Below are 20,021 nucleotides of genomic sequence, written 5' to 3' on the forward strand. Positions count from 1 at the left end.
CTGATATTATCTACATCTGATTATCCTCACTGTAAGAGTAAGCCTTATGACCACCCCACCTGCAACTAAGCGCGCTGCCAAGCGATTGTCTTTGAGTTACTCGCACAGCGGCATAACGACGATTGCGGTCGCTTTTATCGTGCTTATTAGCGTGGGCTTGTCACTGTGGTTTTTTTGGCGCAGTCTTTATTTGCCTGAACTAAAAACCCATGCTCGCTATTTAACCAGTGAGCTGCAACTGATCAATAGCATTAAAAAAGATTGGCGCGATCAGCCAGCAGTGCGCCAATGGTTTTATCAACATGCTCATGTGACGGTGGTCGATACGGTCAGTGACTTTCCTGAAGTTGAAGATAAACCCTTTGTGGGTTTGTTTACTGATGTGTTGCAGCGTGAGATTAGCGCCCAGTTAGGTCGTCCGGTAGAGGTATATTTCAAATTTAAACCAACACCGCAGTTGTGGGTACAAGATAGCCGCCATAATGACTTTTGGATTCGAGAATCAGTCATTTATTATTCGCAATACAGCACGCTCTTATTGTTATTATTTTTGCTCGGACTGCCCATTTTAACGTTATTAACCATTATCTTATTGGCGCAGCAGCTCAATCGTCCGCTGCGTCATTTACAGCGTGCGGCGACCAATTATATTCGTCTGGGACATGCCACAACCCTGACGACACATAGCGGCTCTACCGAAATACGTCAAGTTAATATGGCGTTTAATCGTATGTTTACCACGCTCAATCAAGCGCAAAAAGAGCGTACCATTATGCTGGCGGGCATCTCGCACGATTTGCGTACCCCACTGACGCGGATGCGCTTGACGGCAGAGATGCTGCCGGATGATTTTTTTCGCGAAGGATTAATTTATGATATTGAAGATATGGACGCCATCTTGGAGCAATTTATCTCCTTTATGAAAGACGGTTCCGATGAGCCGATGCGCTTGACTGATTTGGATACCATCTTTAAAGAGGTCATGGTGCAGTTTGCGCCGATGAAGTTTATTTACCAGTCAGCATGTGCTAAAGCTGTCCCTTTGCGTCCGCTGTCTATCAAACGCTTGATTATTAACTTGGTAAATAATGCCAATCGTTATGGTAAACCGCCGATTTATTTATCAACCACCATCGTACCGACCTTTGCTGAAGAAGATATAATCGATGAAGCAGCTATCAATGAAAGTGTGGTTAATAAAGAGGCGCAAGAGCAGCTGATTATTTGTGTGCGCGATTGCGGTGATGGGGTTGCAGAAGACCAGCTTGAACGTATTATGCAACCTTTTGAGCGCGGCGAGACTGCTCGTACGACTCAAGGTAGCGGACTTGGCTTAGCGATTGTCAGCCGTATCGCACGGCTACACCATGGAACAGTTGAAGCCATCAATCATCCGCAAGGCGGCTTACAAGTTTGCGTACGTATTCCACTGATTTCTAAAATAGAGGGTGAGAATACAAAACAGACCGATACGCATACTCCAGCGACACTTGATAGCTAGATAAAAATATAAAATAGCGAGCTGGAAATATCATTTAAAAAATCGTTATAAAGGGTCATTTATTAGCTAAATCTCCGCTTTTTTAAACGAAAAAGGCTCAAGATATTATATATCTTGAGCCTTTTTTTATTTTAGCGATTAACTGTATCCGTTGGAACTTAATTTTTGCTGCCAATAACCGGCGGGATATGCTCAGCACTATTAATAAAATCGACAGGTTCTATCAGTGCCTTCTGTGTATCTTGTACGCTTTGCGAGACGCTTGGCTGCTGGAGAAATAAATAATACCCCAGCGTTGCGGCATTTAATATCACCAAACCACCAAAGAGATACGGCATCATCTTTTCTTCTCCTCTACTGACCTCACTCGCAACAACAATAATGAGAGTAACGTCAAACTATAGAAAACTTATTCACATTAGCGCATGCCCATGAACCTATAGCCATTAACCTATAGCCATTAACCAAAGGTACGCTCGCTTTGTTCTTGAGTGATTTCATCCGCAGCGATGGTTTGGGTTAATGGTTTGACCGGCCACGTCATGGTAAAGCGCGCCCCACCTAACTCTGGACTTTCATCAACCTTCATACTACCACTAAACCAAAACGCAATCCGTGACACAATGGATAAGCCCAGTCCATAACCGCCTGACGCTCGCGTTCGGCTGTCATCTAAGCGTGCAAAGGGAATAAATACTTTTTCTCTATCGGCTTCTGAGATGCCTTGCCCATTATCCTCAACACAAACAAAAGCATTGCCCTTTTTAACCCCAGCACTGATGATAATGGTTGATTCAGCATAACGCAGCGCATTACCCGCGAGGTTTTGAATGACGCGGTGTAAATAACGGCGATCAGCAACAGCCGTCACTTTTTCGCTTGGTAGATTACCGATAACTTTAATATCTTTACCTAAAGCATTGGTTTCACGAACGATTTGCTCAATCAATTCTTTAAGATTTACCGGTTCTAAATCTAATTTTGGTGAGCCTTCTTCTAATTTTGCGTAGGTTAAAATCTCGTCAATCAAGCCGTTCAGCGCCTCGATATCTTCATCAATATAATCACGCTGCATAAAGCGCGAATCTTCATCTTCGGTATCCGCCAACATATCTACCGCAAATCGAATACGTGCCACCGGCGTACGCAATTCATGCGATACCGCTCGCGTCAGCTCGCGCTGCGACTCAATCAGACGCTTAATATGTGAGGTCATCGCATTAAAGGTGGCAGACAAGCGCGCAATTTCATCTTGCCCAATCACCTGTACTTGACTGTCAAGATTACCTTGGCTGACCTCATTAACCCCTACTTGAATCAACTGTAACTTACGCTCAAGCGGAAAGATTAACGCATAAACACCCAAGCTGATTAAAAACATACTGATCAGTACCATACTGATAATCAGATTTAGCGGGAACCAATTAAACAATGATATTGGTCCCATCACAATAGCCATATCATTGATTTCAGAGGGCACAATAATACGAATAGCAGAGTTACTTTGACTGGTGCTAGTATCTTGAAACAAAATAACCACTTCATCACGGCGCAGTCGTGCCAACTGATCACTGTCTAAATTAAGATCATTTATCCCTTTAAGCGCTAATGGAAAAGGGAATTTTTCCTCTAACTCCGCCAAACGCGCGCTTAGCCGCTAAGGTTGCATAATAAGACATGTCATCCAGTAGAAATACTGACATAGCGCGGACTTGTTGTTCAGTTACTTGCGCTATCCTGACTGTCAACGCTTTATCACGCTCTTGTAAACGATGATAGACATCTGCATAGTTTTTCTTATCATCATAACGAACCACTGCCGCCCCTTTTTCAAACTGGCGCAGCTCACTTGAGCTAAAATCTATCTGTTGCAATGGAAGAATACGAAATGGCGCGCCAAATAAACTGCTGGCATCCGACAGCCAATAATCACGCTGAGACTTACTGTCTTGACGAGCAATACCTTCGCTAATCAAATAAAAAGCCCCAGTTGCCATATCCTCGCGATAAGACTGTACCCGCTCCTTATTAATCGTATCCATCAGCAATTGGGCAAATAATGCCACGCATAAACAGACAATCAATAGCCCAGTGTATATACGCACAAAGATACTGTGTTTTAAAGAAGAGATTAATGACATACGTGCCGTAACCAACCTAATAAGTAATAAAATGATAACCCAATAAGCAAAAATGCTTATACTGATTTTGTGTCGAGAGCTTATAATCTGGGCGCTAACCCTCAATTAAACCACATAACTGGATAACACAGGACAAAAATTAACCACCAGCCACAAAAAAACCAGCATTACGCTGGTTTTTTATGATGTTAAAACAGATTTAGAATGGCTGATAGTATTTGTTCATCAAAGTAGTCATATCAGCTATATCAATCACTGATAATAATGACTTAAATTAATTGCCTTCTTTCACGAACAAATAGCCCTTACTGCGTACCGTTTTAATACGTTTTGGATTTTCAGGATCATCGCCAATCTTCGGACGAATACGTGAGATACGCACGTCGATAGAGCGGTCCTGACCATCATACTCAATACCACGTAAACGCTCAAAAATATCTTCACGCGATAAAATACGACCGGCATTAGACGCCAATAACCACAATAAGTCATATTCAGCACTGGTAAAATCAACCAACTCTTCACCAAGCATAACCGAACGACCACCATTATCGATAATCAATTCACCAAACTCTAAACGCTGTGGTACATCTTCAGATGGTGCATTCTCAGAGCGACGTAATAAGGCACGAATACGAGCCAATAACACGCGTGGTTGAGCAGGTTTGGCAACATAATCGTCCGCACCCATCTCAAGACCTAGCACTTGATCCATATCTTCCGTACGCGCAGTCAACATCAAGATAGGGTTCTGATAATGGGGACGCACTTCGCGGCATACGGTTAAACCATCGCTACCTGGCAACATCACATCAAGCACCACCAAATCTGGTTGCTCATTAACGATACGGCGAATAGCGCGATTACCGTCAGTTTCAATTGCCACTTCCAAGCCATTTTTAACCAAATAGTCTTGGGTCAGCATTGCCAAGCGTTCATCATCCTCAACAATTAGGATTCTTGGCGTGTTGTCGTCGTCGTTCATTGTCATCGTGATATCCTTTAATATATAAAAGTAAAACAAGAAAAGTTAATAGGATAATAAAGTGGCACAATTGATAGGCATATAAGAGGTATAAATGTGGTAGCACAGTATACTATCAAACGTACAGCTTCCCATACTATAGCCTATTGTCGTTAACAAAACCTATAAGCAACACTGACTAAAACGTTAGTTTACGTCCAATAATTAAGCTAAGTCTACTTATAAAACTAAAATGTATGCTACTTTTTATAAGTGGCTATGTACCTTACCCCTTTATGGTGAGGCTTTTGTTATCAATTTCATACTAACCATTTTCTATTAACCATTCAAATAATGGCTACCCTATAATATAAACAAATAACAAGATATTAACCAGTAGATTGCTTATATTATGTGCCCTAAATAATCAGCACTTTAAGTTTGCTAGTAATGGTATTGGTGCTAATCATAGAAATATGAGGATTATTTATCAAACAACATTACCAAACAAAAAAAACCAGCTCATAGTGAGCTGGTTTTTTGGGTGATCATACTAAATTTTTATTATTCAATACTATTGAAAACAACCATTAAGCACGATTTTTAAATTTACGAATCGTTTGCAGCTGGGCGACTGACTCTGCTAATGACGCTAATGCGGCATTGGTTTGCAGAGTATCAGACTGATTGACCAGCATTTGCTCTGCTTTTCTACGTGCTTCAACGATTTTGCTCTCGTCAAGGTTAGATGCACGCATCGCCGTATCAGCCAATACCGTGACCATCTTTGGTTGGACTTCTAACACGCCACCTGATACATAGATAACGACTTCTTCGCCATTAGCAGCTTGTACACGCATGGGACCCGGTTTTAGTAAGGTAATCAGTGGTGTATGACCTGGTAGGACACCAACTTCGCCTTCGCTACCCGTAGCGATCAACATGCTGATTTCCCCTGAATATAACTCTTCACGGGCACTTACGATGCGACATTGAAACGTTGCCATCCCTTACTCCTTACTATTTCAGCAGTTATAAAACGGTAATGCAAATCAGTAAACAGCAGTAGCAGCGATTTACTGATTTATAGCTAACTTTACCAATTACGCCGCAGAAGATTTCATTTTTTCTGCTTTAGCAACGACTTCATCAATACCACCTGCCATGTAGAACGCTTGCTCTGGTAGGTCATCATATTCGCCAGCAATGATTGCTTTAAAGCTAGCAATGGTGTCACGTAACGGTACATATTTACCAGGCGCGCCAGTAAATACTTCCGCTACGTGGAATGGCTGAGATAAGAAGCGCTGAATCTTACGGGCGCGATAAACAACCAGTTTATCTTCTTCTGATAACTCATCCATACCCAAAATGGCGATGATGTCTTTAAGTTCTTTATAACGCTGCAATACTTCTTGCACGCCGCGAGCAACGTTGTAATGCTCTTCGCCAATTACTTGTGGATCAAGCTGACGTGAGGTTGAGTCAAGTGGGTCAACCGCAGGATAGATACCTTGTGAGGCGATATCACGGCTTAGTACTACCGTTGCATCTAAGTGAGCAAAAGTAGTCGCAGGCGATGGATCGGTCAAGTCATCTGCAGGTACATAGACTGCTTGTACAGATGTGATAGAACCTGATTGCGTAGACGTAATACGCTCTTGCAGCATACCCATCTCTTCTGCTAGCGTTGGCTGATAACCAACCGCTGATGGCATACGACCTAGCAATGCTGATACTTCCGTACCCGCTAGCGTGTAACGGTAGATGTTATCAACAAACAATAGAACGTCACGACCTTTACCGGTTTCCGGATCTTTAGTATCGCGGAAATACTCAGCCATAGTCAAACCAGACAGTGCAACACGTAAACGGTTACCCGGTGGCTCATTCATCTGACCATATACCATTGCCACTTTAGATTTGCTAAAGTCTTCAGTATTCACAACGCCCGCTTCTTGCATTTCGTGATAGAAGTCATTCCCTTCACGCGTACGCTCACCAACACCAGCAAATACTGACAAACCCTCGTGCTTAAGCGCGATGTTGTTGATTAGTTCCATCATGTTGACGGTTTTACCAACACCAGCACCACCGAACAGACCAACTTTACCACCTTTAGCAAACGGGCATAGTAAGTCGATTACTTTAATACCAGTCTCTAGCAATTCAGTGCTGTTTGATTGCTCTGCATAGCTTGGCGCTTCACGGTGAATCGACCAGCGCTCATCAGCAACAACAGGACCTTCTTCATCGATTGGACGACCAAGAACATCCATAATACGACCCAAAGTACCCATACCTACTGGTACAGAAATAGGGGCGCCGGTGTTGGTCACTGGCAAATTACGCTTTAAGCCTTCGGTTGAACCCATGGCAATAGTACGTACAATGCCATCACCCAACTGCTGCTGTACTTCTAGGGTAGTGTCAGTACCATCTACTTGCAAGGCATCATAAATCTGAGGAACTTCATTACGGTTGAACTCAACGTCAAGAACCGCGCCAATAATCTGTACAATACGACCGCTACTCATTGCGTTCTCCTGGATATTCTATATATAGGGGGTGTCAATTATGAAACAGCGGCAGCACCGCCAACGATTTCCGAGATTTCTCGGGTAATCGCCGCTTGACGCAGCTTGTTATAAACCAACTGTAAATCGTTAATGAGGTCACCAGCATTATCTGTGGCGGCTTTCATAGCAACCATACGCGACGACTGCTCAGAGGCAATGTTTTCCATGACCGCTTGATAGACAATCGATTCAATATAGCGCCCAAGCAGACCATCAATTAGAGTCTCGATATCAGGCTCATAGATGTAATCCCAGCTCAACTCAGTCTGTATGCCACTGTTTTCATCATTCAGTGTACCTTCTGGTAGCGGCACTAATTGGGTAATCGTCGGCTTTTGGGTCATGGCATTAATAAACTGATTATACACCACATAAATACGGTCTATTTTGCCCGTATTATAGTCGTCAAGCATTGCTTGAACCGGCGCATTTAACTGCTCAAAAGTTGGATTGTCACCATAATCTGTAATGGCTGAAGTGACTTTACCGCCAAAGCTTTTAAAGAAGCTGACGCCTTTAGAACCAATAACCGCAAATTCAGCGTGTACCGACTGGTCTTGATAGGTTTTGATATTCTTACTTAATGCTTTGAATAAATTAATATTCAAGCCACCGGCAAGTCCGCGGTCGGAGGTGATAACGATGTAACCCACCTTATTAACCGGACGCGCTTCCATGTACGGATGCTGGTAATCAGATGAAGCATGCACCAAATGCGAGATAACCCGGCGCATACTATCAGCATACGGGCGACCCACCACCATGCGCTCTTGGGCACGGCGCATTTTACTAGCGGCTACCATTTGCATGGCGCGAGTAATTTTCTGGGTGCTTTGAATACTGGTGACTTTGGCACGTATTTCTTTTAAGTTTGCCATAATGATTCCAATATAGAGGGTTAACAAGCATTGGCGCAGGTCACAATTTTTTAATATAAAACACTGCCTTTATAAAGCAATGCCCTAATATCTCGTGGCACTACGCGATCACATGCCGTTAGTTGCGAGCAAAGCGGCACGACTGTCTATTAATGACACCGCACCTCTAGTAAACAACCAACCAAACCCGTTAAATTAATAACTGTGGTTTGTTTTAAAGGTCTCAATAGCTGACTTCAAACGACCTGCAATATCATCATTGTAGTTGGCAGTGTCATCAATCTCAGTCATTAGTGCTGCTTGCTCATCACGCATATAACGTAAATAGCTTTCTTCAAAAGCACCAATTTTTTCAACCGGTACATCGGCTAAGAAGCCTTCGTTTGAGGCATAGATAACCGCAGCTTGTTCAGCAATAGACATCGGCTGATACTGTTTCTGCTTCATCAGTTCAGTCACACGCTCACCATGATCCAACTGTTCGCGAGTCACATCATCAAGATCCGAGGCAAACTGAGCAAACGCAGCAAGTTCACGATACTGTGCTAAAGCGGTACGGATACCACCAGACAGTTTCTTAATAATCTTAGTTTGCGCCGCGCCGCCAACACGAGATACCGAAATACCAGCATTCACTGCTGGACGGATACCTGAGTTAAATAGGCTCGACTCTAAGAAAATCTGACCATCAGTAATTGAAATTACGTTGGTCGGTACGAATGCTGATACGTCACCCGCTTGAGTTTCAATAATTGGTAGCGCGGTTAAAGAACCCGTTTTACCAACCACTTCACCATTGGTGAATTTTTCTACATACGCCGCGTTCACACGTGATGCACGCTCAAGTAAACGTGAATGCAGATAGAATACGTCACCAGGATACGCTTCACGACCTGGCGGACGACGTAGCAATAGTGAAATTTGACGATAGGCTACTGCTTGCTTTGATAAATCATCAAAGACAATCAGCGCATCTTCACCGCGGTCACGGAAATATTCGCCCATCGTACAACCTGAGTACGGTGCGATATATTGAAGTGCAGCTGGCTCTGACGCTGACGCCACCACAACCGTGGTATATGCTAAGGCGCCCGTTTGCTCAAGTTTACGAACTACGTTCGCAATCGTAGAGCGTTTCTGACCGATAGCCACATACACACACTTAATGCCAGAATCTTTTTGCGCGATAATCGCATCGATTGCCATTGCCGTTTTACCGGTCTGACGGTCACCAATGATAAGCTCACGCTGACCACGACCGATTGGAATCATGGTATCAACAGCTTTATAACCGGTCATTACTGGCTGATCTACTGATTGACGGTCGATAACGCCTGGGGCGATCTTTTCAACTTTATCAGTAAGCTTAGCGTTGATAGGACCTTTGCCATCAATAGGGTTACCTAAAGCATCAACAACACGGCCCAGCAGCTCAGGACCTACCGGAACTTCAAGAATGCGACCGGTACAATAGGCTTTTTGACCTTCTTGTAGTTTTAAGTAATCACCAAGGACTACCGCGCCCACAGAATCACGCTCTAAGTTCAGCGCCATACCGTAAACTTCGCCTTCAAATTCAATCATCTCGCCATACATGGCATCTTCAAGACCATGAATTTGCACGATACCGTCAGATACTTTGACAATCGTGCCTTCATTTTTTGCAGTTGCACCTGCATCAAGGTCTTGAATGCGCTGCTTAATCAGATTACTGATTTCCGCTGGATTCAATTGTTGCATTGCCGTGTTTCCTTTAATTTATGATAACCCGCCCACTGACTTAAATACTCTTATATCACGCACACCTAATAAGGCAAGTTTGCGCTCATGATTGGTATTATGTCGTTAGCTGTGTTTTTAACTGTTGTAACTTGCCACGCATCGAATCATCAATGACTTTGTCGCCAACTTTGATTGTCGCGCCTGCCAAAAGACTTGCATCAACCGACTCATGAATCACTACGCTGGCATTAAGCGAGGTAGCAAGACGTGACTGCAACAGCTCGCGCTGCGCATCAGTCAAAGGATAGGCAGAGGTCACATAAGCGTCAAGTTGCTTTAAGCTTAACGCCTTATGATGACGATAATGCTCATAAACTTCAGGCAGCAGCGCCAGACGCTCGTGCTCTGATAACTGAATAACGAAGTTGCTAAGCGCTGTTGATACGTTAGGATAATGTTCAGTGTTACGATGACCCTGAGTGCTATTTAACAGCTGCTTAAAAGCAGAATCATTAGCGCCTGCTACTTGTGTATCATAAAGATCAGTCAGCGCGGCTGACTTTTGCTCAGCAGAAACAGCTGGATTGTCTAGCAATGGTTGGAACGACTTGTCTTTAACAATCGTACTGGCAATAAACAAGAAATCTTCCCACTCATTTACCGCCCCATTTTCATTGGCATAGTCAAACGCAGCTTTTGCGTAGGGTCGTGCTAAGGTTGATAAGTCAGCCATTATATCCTCACAATTACAGCTTCGCCGCCAGTTGGTCTAACATTTTGGCATGTGTTTGCATATCGACTTTGTCTTGCAAAATCTTTTCAGCACCCAGTACTGCAAGCTCTGCCACTTGGGCACGCAATGATTCACGTGCATGATTGATCTCTTGATCAATTGCCGCTTGTGCTTGCTGACGGATACGTTCGCCTTCCACTTGGGCTTGCGATTTGGCATCTTCAACAAGTTGGTTGGCACTTTTATTCGCCTGCTCAATTAATGCAGCCGCTTTTGTCTTCGCCAAATCAAGCTCTTGCTGTACATCTTGCTCAGCGGTTGCCAAGTCTGCTTTTGCTTTTTCAGCAGCACTTAAGCCTTCAGCAATTTTACGCTGACGGTCATTAATTGCGCCGATCAGTGGTGGCCACACGAACTTCATGCAGAACATCACAAAGATTGCAAAAGCAATGGCTTGACCGATGAGGGTAGAATTGATATTCACGTGATCACCTCTTTGTTAATGAAAAATCAGTGTCATTGATCATATTTGATAGCCAAACTTTGACTACGTTTAAAATACAAATTTTGACTACCAAACATTTACAACTGAGCTTTCTGATTAACCTGCTAGAGGGTTTGCGAATAACAATAGCATGGCGATACCAACACCGATCATCGGAATAGCATCAAGAAGACCTGCGACGATGAACATACGGGTTTGCAACTGTGAACCAAGTTCTGGCTGACGGGCAACGCCTTCTAAGAATTTGCCACCTAAAATTGCAAAGCCAATACCGGTGCCTAGTGCGCCTAAACCGATAAGTATTGCTACTGCGATAACTGTGTAACCACCTAATACTGGATCCATGGATGTATCCTCATTTACCTATTGAATGTCTAATTAATGTTCAGTTGATGATGCAAGTGACATGTAAACTATGGTCAGCATCATAAATACGAACGCTTGGAGGGTAATAATTAAGATGTGGAAAATAGCCCACGGTACTGATAACGCCCACTGAATCCAAAAAGGCATCAGGGCAATCAGTATGAAAATCAACTCACCGGCATACATGTTACCGAATAGTCGCAGCCCTAAAGAAATAGGCTTAGCTATTAGAGTTACAAACTCTAAGATAAAGTTGATGGGTATTAAAATGATTTGCAAAATAGGGTTTTTGGCACTAAACGGATGCAGGGTTAACTCGCCCACAAAGCCGCCTAAGCCTTTTTCTTTGATACTATAAAATAGAATCAGTATAAAGACAGAAAACGACATGCCTAAAGTAATATTGGGATCTGTGGTTGGTACAATCTTGAAGAACACATGATGTGGATCATGACCCATCATGGCGCCAACTTGTCCTGCCAGACTAGGAATAAAGTCGATAGGCAACAAGTCCATTAAGTTCATCAGGAATATCCACACAAAAATGGTCAGCGCTAAGGGCGCAACCAGTTTTGATGTGCCGCTATAAGAGTCGCGAACGTTGTTATCAACGAATTCAACGATCATCTCAACAGCTGCCTGTAGTTTACCAGGCACCCCTGAGGTTACTTTTCTAGCAACCATCCAAAAGATCGCACAAAACAGGATACCTAAACCAATTGACCACAACATGGAATCAAGGTGGATCGCTTTAAAGCCCATACGTCCTGCTTCTTCAGCAGTATACGCAACTTTCCAACCTTCGCCCGGCAGATAGCCGTACGTCCAATTCGTTAAGTGGTGAGAGATATATTCTGATGATGTTTGCTCGGCTGCCATAATGTAAGCTTCTTATTAATCAACGATTTAATCAACTACCAAAAAAATGGTTGTCACCTGATGCAGGGGTAAGCCCGACACAATGCATATATCATGCACACAAATTGTGCTGCCAAAACCATCCTGTTATCAACAACACCCAACCTATACAACCAATGCAAGTACCTGATTTTATTACCTTTTTATAAAAGATAGTTATCAAAAAAGGGCTTAATAGTAGTAATTACCAGCCCTTGGTATTTGCACATGAGTCATCATGTTCGTGCTTGCTCAATCCTTGTAGCAAGATTTTTGCTCAAAACAACACATTTAAGCAAAACAATTAACTGTGTATCTTAATGCAGCATTGTATTCATGTAAAGTCAATTATCTATTATTTATTACTGGTATAACTAAAGTAGTTATTGATACTGCTTAGTAATATGGTTTTGCCCTTATAAATAAAGGGTAAAATATAGTCTACTTATTGTCTCTAACCCCTCCCCTACAAGCACTGCTCAGTACTTATAAGTATCTACTGGTATCAGTAAAAGCAGCATTAGCCTATATATGGTTAACCATTATATAGCCAGTCTAGTCCCAAAATCGACGCTATAAGCGCTGTTATATTGGAACTGACTGTTGAACATGATCAGCTGTTAATGGCGCTGCCATAGCAATAAACTGTGACTCAGCTGCATAACAATAAAACCAAAAAACAGCGCAGGCGCTGACAAGGGTTTTACCATAATAAAAATAGCGGCAAAACCTACGACCGTTAACAGCCATTTGACCATTTGCCCTCGGTACAGCTGAGTGACAATATGCTGACGCGCACGATAGCCATTATGTTTAAACATAAAACTGGCAAAGACCAGATGGGTTACAAAACCCAGTAGCGCGCCAATGGCGAAACTTTTTGCAACTGTCCATTGCGTATTTAGCCATACCGTATCTAACACTATGGCAAGCGCTATTAGGATAAAGAGTATCCACAATTCACGCTTTAAAGAGCGAACGATAGTGTCTTTTTGCGTACGATGAGCAGGCTTAGTCATTAGCAATCCTATAATGCGCAGGGGCTGATGACAGCACAAAAGCAGACTTATGTGCTAGCAACTTAATGATAAATCAGCTGCTTTTTACCAAATTCGCGCGCTGCTCATTATAAGGAGAGGACAGCTGTTACGCAAGATAAATATAGTGTTTATCAGACGCTTAGTCTTGGATAGTCCCTTTATTTTCACTATGTATAAATGGCGATAAATCGTGTCAGCACGCCTTGGTTAGATATTAACCTAGCCTTATTTTAATGAAATGCAGTTTACTATTTTTTGGGTCATCTGTAACCATCCATTTACAAAGTCTTTACTTTCGCTCATGTCTTCTGCTTGAATTGTGCTCTTGACCGGTTGTAACTTGGTCAGTAAGCCTTTAGCAGGTTCACTTTCACTGATTAAGCACATCTGATTTTGGGGGCGCGTCTCATTAAGCTTGCGGAGTTGGCTGGCTTTTGGGGCCAGATGATGATCCGTGCTTAGGCTGCCAATAAATTGCAGCTGCAATGCCGGTTCCAGATATTGATAGGCATCATGGTATGCCCAATAAGGGCGCTTTGTTGGTGCATTTGGCTGCATGCTGGCAACAGCGCTATCCATTTTCTGTGCAAATTTTTGCGCATTGGCTTGATAAAGCTTTTTGTGTTGCGGGTTGGCATGACTATGAATGACGGCAAGGGCACGGGTAATAGCCTTGGCATTTTCAGGATCCAGCCAAATATGCGGATCGAGCGTGTTAGCAAGGGGTTCACCGGCTACATTGCGTAAAGGGTGACGATTAAAGGCGTCAAAGGCAAATAAAGAGATGGCATTGGGCGCACTGTCTAAGGTGCTGGCTAAGGTATTCTCTAGTGAGCTCCCAAACCAAACTACAAAGGTGCTGTCTTGAATGGCCTTGATATCGCCCGGACTAATGCTGCCATGATGACCCACCTCCCCTGCTTGCAATAATTGCTTGGCGGGAGGCGCGCCTTCGGTAACAGCTTGGCTTAACAGAAACAGAGGATAGTTGCTGACGCTAACCGTACCGGCTTGAGCGTTAATCATCGATAAAGAGCTTAATAAAAAAACAGCTCCTAGTAACCAGTGACTAAGATTCTGTAAAAATTTGGCGCGCGGCTTAACGCTTATAGGGCGATATTGTATGTTTTTGAAATCATGGTGCTGGGCATTCATATGATAATTATCCGAATAAGAAATAGCTTAAGATAGCAAAAGCGTGCTTCTGCCATGATGGCGTCATTTTTTAACTATCATTATGTTATACTATAACAAAAGAAAAGTGGATGATTATTTTAGGAGTTTGTCTGATGCCCGTTACTGCGTCTAGTTGTAATCATGTGCATGATGTTCAACAATTTACGGCTGCAGAGGTAAAAGCAAGGTTAAAAGCCGCTCAAGTGCAATGCCGAGCAGACGGGGTACGCTTTACCCCGCTACGTCAGCAGATATATGCGCTGATTTTGCAAGCCAAGAAACCGATTGGCGCATATGACCTGATTACTCAGCTACAACAGATGCGCGCTGCCGAAGATGTCAAACATAGCGAAAAAAGCCAGCAAAAAAATGTTGCACCGCCAACGATTTATCGCAGCTTAGAGTTTTTATTGACAGAAAATCTAATTCATCAATTGACCTCTATCAATGCTTATGTGCCGTGCTGTCATCCGCGTGCCCCACACACCGCCGCTTTTTTGATTTGCGAGCAGTGTCAACGGGTGCAAGAGTGCAGTAGCATGCCGGTACAGGAAATCATGAGCTTTGCTGAGCAGGATGTTGGTTTTCAGGTGGTGCGCAGCGTGATAGAGCTGAGTGGTTGTTGCCAAGATTGCCAACAAGCTATGCCTTCTAGTAAATTGACGGTGCCGACTGTGCTCACTGCAACTTAATCTCCATCTAAGCGTGCTGTGCTTTATACTGACGGTTTTTTCTTTATTAATCTTTTGCTGTGAGCTTATGAATCCATTTACCTCTTCGGCAGGTCTGTCTCCTATTGCTATTGATAGTGAACGACTACCAGACCATCAAGGTCAGGCAAAGCTGCTCAGCTTGAGCCAAGTCAATTATGATATTGGCAGACAGCGTTTAGTATCACATATTGATATTGATATTGCGGTCAATGAAACGGTCAGTTTGATTGGACCCAATGGTGCCGGTAAGTCAACGCTGGTAAAGCTGATATTGGGATTAATTACTCCTACCGCTGGAACCATCACGGCGCATCAACCGCTGCAACTGGGTTATGTGCCGCAGCGCTTTACCATACCGCCGATTTTGCCATTACGAGTTTCAGACTTGTTAGGACAAGCAAATAAGCACCGATTAACGGATCAAGAGCGGCAGTTCATTTTTGACAATCTATCGCTCACTCATCTATTATCGCGGCAAATGCGCCACCTGTCAGGCGGTGAAACCCAGCGCGTATTGCTGGCTCGGGCGTTATTAGATAAGCCCAATTTATTAATTCTAGATGAACCCATGCAAGGTTTAGACCCAGATACTGAAGTATGGCTATATCAATTTATCGATGAACTGCCAGACTTTTTACGCTGTGCCATGTTGGTGGTGTCTCATGATCTGCATTGGGTTATGAAAGGCAGTCGGCGAGTAATTTGCCTCAATAAGCATATTTGCTGTGAAGGGCGACCCAGTGAGCTTGCGATTACCTCAGAGTTCCAAAAATTGTTTGGTCATCATTATGAGCAGCCCTATGTGCATCAGCCTCATGCTTGTGAGCATCATGCACCAAGCGAGCTGTGATAAATAAATCTAATAGCTAAGCTGTGCTAAACATGTCATTACCCTTATTACTACCTACGGTTTTATTCCTTTTTATTAGAAATGTTAACGGACGATACCTGTTATGAGCGCTTGGTTAGCCATCATTGCCCCTGCTTGGATTGCTGGCAGTATTTTAGGGCTACTTTCTGCGCCCCTTGGTTGTTTGGTACTCTGGCGGCGTATGGCATTTTTTGCCGATGCGTTGGCGCATGGTACGCTGTTAGGCGTGGCGCTTGCCGTATGGTGGCACCTGCCTATTGGTATGGGTATCGCTGTGGTCAGTGTCATGGTCGTGGTCGGCTTGGTATTTATTGATGATGAGCGCCTACCTGCAGATGCTGTGCTGGCAGTGGTTGCCGTCACGCTATTATGTTTGGGCTTACTTACCCTTACGCAGCTGACTGACCAACAAGCAAATGTGTTGGGATTTTTGTTTGGTAATTTGCTTGAGCTTGATTGGGCAGATTTGCCGCTATTGGCGGGTAGTGTGTTGGTAGGCTTAGTGCTGTTGCGTTATATTTGGCCGGCGCAAGTGAAGCTTGCCACGCATGAAGCCTTAGCACGTATTCAAGGTATTAACCCTACCCGCCAGCGCTTATTTTTTATGGGCATGCTGGCAGGGTTTTGTGCCATTGCCTTGCAAGCGGTCGGCAGCTTACTGATTAGTGGATTATTGGTGTTGCCCGCGCTCACTGCCCGTTTATACTCTGCCGCGCCCAAGCAAATGGTTATTATTGCGCTAATTGTTGCGCAGCTAGGCGTGACTTTAGGCGTTTGGGGCAGTATTGTTCTTGATATTCAAACTGGACTAGCGATAGTATTGGTGTTGGCTCTGTTATTCTTTGCTGCATTAATTAGCTCAAAAATATGGACAGCTTCTGGTCAATGATTTGTATTTACGCTTCATACCTTCTTAAGATAATTTAATTTATTGTTACCTTTGATGATTATTTATCGAACTTTATTTGGTAAATAATAGTAGGGCTTTTGGATAATGTGTGTTATAAACCGCCTAAATATCATATTGGTTGTGTGCTTACTCAGGATTTATTAGCGCAAACCATAAATAGCATCAAAGAAGCGGTTATGTGATGAATTTGATGTCAATAATACGTCAACGATGACTGTTTCGACTTGATAAGGGACAGCCGGATGCCAACCTATCCTATCCAAACACTCAGCACCATAGACCAGCAGCTAAACGTGCTTCAAATCACTGATTTGCATGTCGCACCGCAAGACATCTCCTTTAATCGTCGAGCAATAGACGCGTCCTGTCTACAAAGATTTGAGGCAGTATTGCAGCAAGCGCTTCACGATAATGTGCGCTGCGATTTAATTATCGTCACCGGCGACCTAGTCGATGAGGTGCAGCCCGCTGTTTATGACTATATATTTGCAACCTTACAAGCAACCAAAATCCCTTTTATTTGTATCGCTGGCAATCACGATGTGACCGATGAGCTGGGTAAGGAGCTGCCTTTTTCAGAGCGTACCCTAGTTGCCCATACTGCTGATAGTCGCCTGTTGAATCGTCACGTAATAATAGCCGATCATTGGCAGCTTCTATTTTTAGATTCATCAATTCCGGGTGAAGTGGCGGGGGAAATAAAGCATGACGATATCGCATGGCTGCGTACTCAGCTGAGTTCCTGCACCAAGCCTGCGCTGCTTGCCATTCATCATCATGTACTGCCTATGAATTCTGCTTGGATAGATGCCTATATCGCCAAAAAAACGGATTTATTTTGGCAACAGATGGCTGAGCATAGTAATCTGCGGGTGATTGCCAGCGGGCATACCCATCAGGAACAGGCTTACATCCATCAAAATATTACGGTTTATAGCACGCCTTCCACTTGCTATCAATTCAAGCCTAATGAGGATGAATTTGCCTATGATAATGCAGCGCGCCCCGGTTACCGTTGGTTGCAATTAGCCAACAATGGGCAGGTTGCAAGCTGGGTTAAAAGGTTAGATACTTGACCGCCAGTGGTTCTACTCTTTAGCGTATTAAAGCTGCGTTTGTCCTGCTTATATATGCTCTGAATCAGTAAGCTATAAAAGGGTTACTGGCAGCATTTTTAGTTTAATAAACCAATAATAATGTCACAATCATTATTCTGGTTACATTTTGCGCAACGTGTCATAAAGTCCAAGTATAATAAGTAAGTTTTATTTGCAAACCAGTATTTTTAGAACACCCTGAATACCTTTAGCACAATTTTTGACGGTTTACCTTTAGTTACTACTGTAGTAACGATGCCGTTTTGATGGATTAAATTGAAAAAGTAGGAGACCGATATGAGCACCCTGACGACCAACCCCAGTGATGTTAAGTTCACCCCATATGTGCCTGCTAACGATGAAGAATATATGTCCGAGGCGCAGTTAGAACATTTTCGCACCATGTTATTAGACTGGAAAGAGCAGTTGATAGGCGAAGCCGACCGCACAAAGACTTATATCCAAGATGAGTCGAGTGCAATGCCTGATATCAATGACCGAGCGACTCAAGAAGAAGAGTTTGCCTTGACCTTGCGCACGCGTGACCGCGAACGTAAGCTGATTCGTAAAATTGACAAGTCGATTGCCGAAATCGATGGTGATGATTATGGCTTTTGTGAAACCTGCGGTGTTGAGATTGGCTTGCGTCGCCTAGAAGCGCGTCCAACCGCTACCCAATGTATTGACTGCAAAACCTTGTCTGAGATGAAAGAGCGCCAAAACCAAGGGGCTTAAACAGCACTTTATTATTGTTAATAATTATTTTATGCCAATAAGCGACCTTCATATGGGTCGCTTATTGCGTTGTAGGGATTAGTAAATCAGTAATTGGCTTACGCTAATTGACTCACAAAACACCTGAACTTTATTGATATCTTTTTATAATTACTTTCTTTATTCTATCTGTCTTCCTCTACTTTCGACAGTGATCTATTTTGACACTTACTCATAATCCTACCGACTTATCATTGACAAAAAGGCAACCCGTCGGGCGCTTTGCCCCTTCGCCAACGGGTGAGCTGCATTTGGGCTCACTGACTACGGCACTGGCAAGCTTCTGTCATATCAAATCGTTGGGTGGTATGTGGCGTTTGCGTATCGAAGATACCGATACTGAACGTTGTGACCAGCAGTTTAGCGAACAGATTATGATTGATTTGGAAGCGTTGGGGCTGCACTGGGATGGGGATGTGATTTATCAATCCGAGCGTATTGATATTTATAATGATTATTTATTTTCGAGCTTGCGCCCGCTCACCTACGGCTGTCAATGTTCACGTAAAAGCTTGGCACACTATTGGGGTCAGCAAAATGGTCAAGATAAGTATCCGCAAGACAGTCATAAACAACAAGTAGCGCACCAACGCTATCCACGCTGCTGTGTGGATGCTGAATTAGACTGGCAAACCCATAAGCTGCGGCTGCAATTACCAAACCATCGCATTGGCTTTATTGACGGTATTCAAGGAGTACAGTGGCAAAATCCGCAGCACACTTTAGGCGATATGGTGGTGCGCCGGCAAGATGGCATGATTAATTATATCCTAGCGGCAAGCATTGACGATGGGCTACAGGATATCAGCCATGTGATGCGCGGTCTTGATATCTTACCGCTGACTGCGGCGCAAATCAGCATTATGCACGCCTCAAAGCTGCCCAGCATCGACCATTGGTATCATTTGCCACTGATTTGCCATGCGGATGGGCAAAAACTCTCTAAACAAAATCTTGCCCAGCCTATTGATACACAACATCCAAGCGCCTTGCTCAAGCAAGCGTTACAGCTGTTACAGCAGCCAAGTGTAGATATAGACACGCCTGCGCGTATGCTCCAGCAAGCGATTGCGCAATGGGACAACACGCCGCTACAAGGTAAACAAGCCTTAAACGGCTCTGAACCTTAAAGAAAAAAGCCAAAAATATTACCA

19 protein-coding genes and 1 pseudogene are annotated in these 20,021 nt (G+C 43.6%); 7 read left to right on the forward strand and 13 right to left on the reverse strand.

Features of this window, described 5'->3' with window-relative positions; translation table 11 throughout:
* Nucleotides 1-46 precede the first annotated feature (46 nt).
* Complete coding sequence (locus AAEY78_RS09565) at nucleotides 47-1,501, forward strand: ATP-binding protein (protein ID WP_352339116.1); 1,455 nt, start codon at nucleotides 47-49, stop codon at nucleotides 1,499-1,501.
* A gap of 158 nt (nucleotides 1,502-1,659) precedes the next feature.
* Here AAEY78_RS09565 and AAEY78_RS09570 read toward each other — a convergent pair whose 3' ends face one another.
* From AAEY78_RS09570 to AAEY78_RS09630, 13 genes and pseudogenes are all read right to left on the reverse strand, one after another.
* Complete coding sequence (locus tag AAEY78_RS09570) at nucleotides 1,660-1,842, reverse strand: hypothetical protein (RefSeq protein WP_352339117.1); 183 nt, start codon at nucleotides 1,840-1,842, stop codon at nucleotides 1,660-1,662.
* A 119-nt stretch (nucleotides 1,843-1,961) separates the two neighbouring features.
* Nucleotides 1,962-3,642 (reverse strand): annotated as a pseudogene (locus AAEY78_RS09575) (ATP-binding protein).
* A gap of 274 nt (nucleotides 3,643-3,916) precedes the next feature.
* On the reverse strand, nucleotides 3,917-4,627 hold the full coding sequence (locus AAEY78_RS09580) for a response regulator (protein ID WP_352339148.1): 711 nt from the start codon (nucleotides 4,625-4,627) through the stop codon (nucleotides 3,917-3,919).
* A gap of 569 nt (nucleotides 4,628-5,196) precedes the next feature.
* Nucleotides 5,197-5,613: a F0F1 ATP synthase subunit epsilon gene (locus tag AAEY78_RS09585; RefSeq protein ID WP_352339118.1), complete on the reverse strand. Its 417-nt coding sequence runs from the start codon at nucleotides 5,611-5,613 to the stop codon at nucleotides 5,197-5,199.
* Nucleotides 5,614-5,709: 96 nt separating this feature from the next.
* A complete protein-coding gene (atpD, locus tag AAEY78_RS09590) occupies nucleotides 5,710-7,143 on the reverse strand; it encodes a F0F1 ATP synthase subunit beta (RefSeq protein WP_352339119.1) in 1,434 nt (477 codons plus the stop codon).
* A gap of 38 nt (nucleotides 7,144-7,181) precedes the next feature.
* Nucleotides 7,182-8,063 (reverse strand): F0F1 ATP synthase subunit gamma, encoded by an 882-nt coding sequence (gene atpG / locus AAEY78_RS09595; protein ID WP_352339120.1) that lies wholly within the window; start codon nucleotides 8,061-8,063, stop codon nucleotides 7,182-7,184.
* 195 nt (nucleotides 8,064-8,258) lie between these two features.
* Nucleotides 8,259-9,803 (reverse strand): F0F1 ATP synthase subunit alpha, encoded by a 1,545-nt coding sequence (gene atpA / locus AAEY78_RS09600; RefSeq protein WP_352339121.1) that lies wholly within the window; start codon nucleotides 9,801-9,803, stop codon nucleotides 8,259-8,261.
* 97 nt (nucleotides 9,804-9,900) lie between these two features.
* Nucleotides 9,901-10,518, reverse strand: a complete 618-nt coding sequence (locus AAEY78_RS09605; RefSeq protein WP_352339122.1) for a F0F1 ATP synthase subunit delta — start codon at nucleotides 10,516-10,518, stop codon at nucleotides 9,901-9,903.
* Nucleotides 10,519-10,531: 13 nt separating this feature from the next.
* Nucleotides 10,532-11,002 carry a F0F1 ATP synthase subunit B gene (locus AAEY78_RS09610; protein ID WP_352339123.1) on the reverse strand — a complete coding sequence of 157 codons (471 nt, stop codon included), beginning with the start codon at nucleotides 11,000-11,002 and terminating at the stop codon, nucleotides 10,532-10,534.
* 117 nt (nucleotides 11,003-11,119) lie between these two features.
* Nucleotides 11,120-11,368 carry a F0F1 ATP synthase subunit C gene (gene atpE / locus AAEY78_RS09615; protein ID WP_182407195.1) on the reverse strand — a complete coding sequence of 83 codons (249 nt, stop codon included), beginning with the start codon at nucleotides 11,366-11,368 and terminating at the stop codon, nucleotides 11,120-11,122.
* A 33-nt stretch (nucleotides 11,369-11,401) separates the two neighbouring features.
* Nucleotides 11,402-12,268 (reverse strand): F0F1 ATP synthase subunit A, encoded by an 867-nt coding sequence (gene atpB, locus AAEY78_RS09620; RefSeq protein WP_352339124.1) that lies wholly within the window; start codon nucleotides 12,266-12,268, stop codon nucleotides 11,402-11,404.
* A 638-nt stretch (nucleotides 12,269-12,906) separates the two neighbouring features.
* Nucleotides 12,907-13,305 (reverse strand): ATP synthase subunit I, encoded by a 399-nt coding sequence (locus AAEY78_RS09625; protein ID WP_352339125.1) that lies wholly within the window; start codon nucleotides 13,303-13,305, stop codon nucleotides 12,907-12,909.
* A gap of 246 nt (nucleotides 13,306-13,551) precedes the next feature.
* A complete protein-coding gene (locus tag AAEY78_RS09630) occupies nucleotides 13,552-14,352 on the reverse strand; it encodes a metal ABC transporter solute-binding protein, Zn/Mn family (protein WP_352339126.1) in 801 nt (266 codons plus the stop codon).
* A gap of 263 nt (nucleotides 14,353-14,615) precedes the next feature.
* Between AAEY78_RS09630 and AAEY78_RS09635 the strand changes: the two genes are divergently transcribed.
* The 6 genes from AAEY78_RS09635 to gluQRS all read left to right on the forward strand — a co-directional run bounded on the left by AAEY78_RS09635 (nucleotide 14,616) and on the right by gluQRS (nucleotide 19,997).
* A complete protein-coding gene (locus AAEY78_RS09635) occupies nucleotides 14,616-15,194 on the forward strand; it encodes a transcriptional repressor (RefSeq protein WP_352339127.1) in 579 nt (192 codons plus the stop codon).
* A gap of 67 nt (nucleotides 15,195-15,261) precedes the next feature.
* On the forward strand, nucleotides 15,262-16,065 hold the full coding sequence (locus AAEY78_RS09640) for a metal ABC transporter ATP-binding protein (protein WP_352339128.1): 804 nt from the start codon (nucleotides 15,262-15,264) through the stop codon (nucleotides 16,063-16,065).
* 103 nt (nucleotides 16,066-16,168) lie between these two features.
* Nucleotides 16,169-16,975 (forward strand): metal ABC transporter permease, encoded by an 807-nt coding sequence (locus AAEY78_RS09645; RefSeq protein WP_352339129.1) that lies wholly within the window; start codon nucleotides 16,169-16,171, stop codon nucleotides 16,973-16,975.
* A gap of 263 nt (nucleotides 16,976-17,238) precedes the next feature.
* Nucleotides 17,239-18,072 (forward strand): metallophosphoesterase, encoded by an 834-nt coding sequence (locus AAEY78_RS09650; RefSeq protein ID WP_352339130.1) that lies wholly within the window; start codon nucleotides 17,239-17,241, stop codon nucleotides 18,070-18,072.
* Nucleotides 18,073-18,390: 318 nt separating this feature from the next.
* The gene (dksA, locus tag AAEY78_RS09655; RefSeq protein WP_352339131.1) at nucleotides 18,391-18,828 is read left to right on the forward strand and encodes an RNA polymerase-binding protein DksA; all 438 of its coding nucleotides are present in this window, start codon (nucleotides 18,391-18,393) and stop codon (nucleotides 18,826-18,828) included.
* Nucleotides 18,829-19,028: 200 nt separating this feature from the next.
* Complete coding sequence (gene gluQRS / locus AAEY78_RS09660; protein WP_352339132.1) at nucleotides 19,029-19,997, forward strand: tRNA glutamyl-Q(34) synthetase GluQRS; 969 nt, start codon at nucleotides 19,029-19,031, stop codon at nucleotides 19,995-19,997.
* The last annotated feature ends 24 nt before the right edge of the window (nucleotides 19,998-20,021 follow it).

The organism is Psychrobacter sp. 16-MNA-CIBAN-0192, assembly GCF_040309565.1.
Lineage (GTDB): Bacteria > Pseudomonadota > Gammaproteobacteria > Pseudomonadales > Moraxellaceae > Psychrobacter.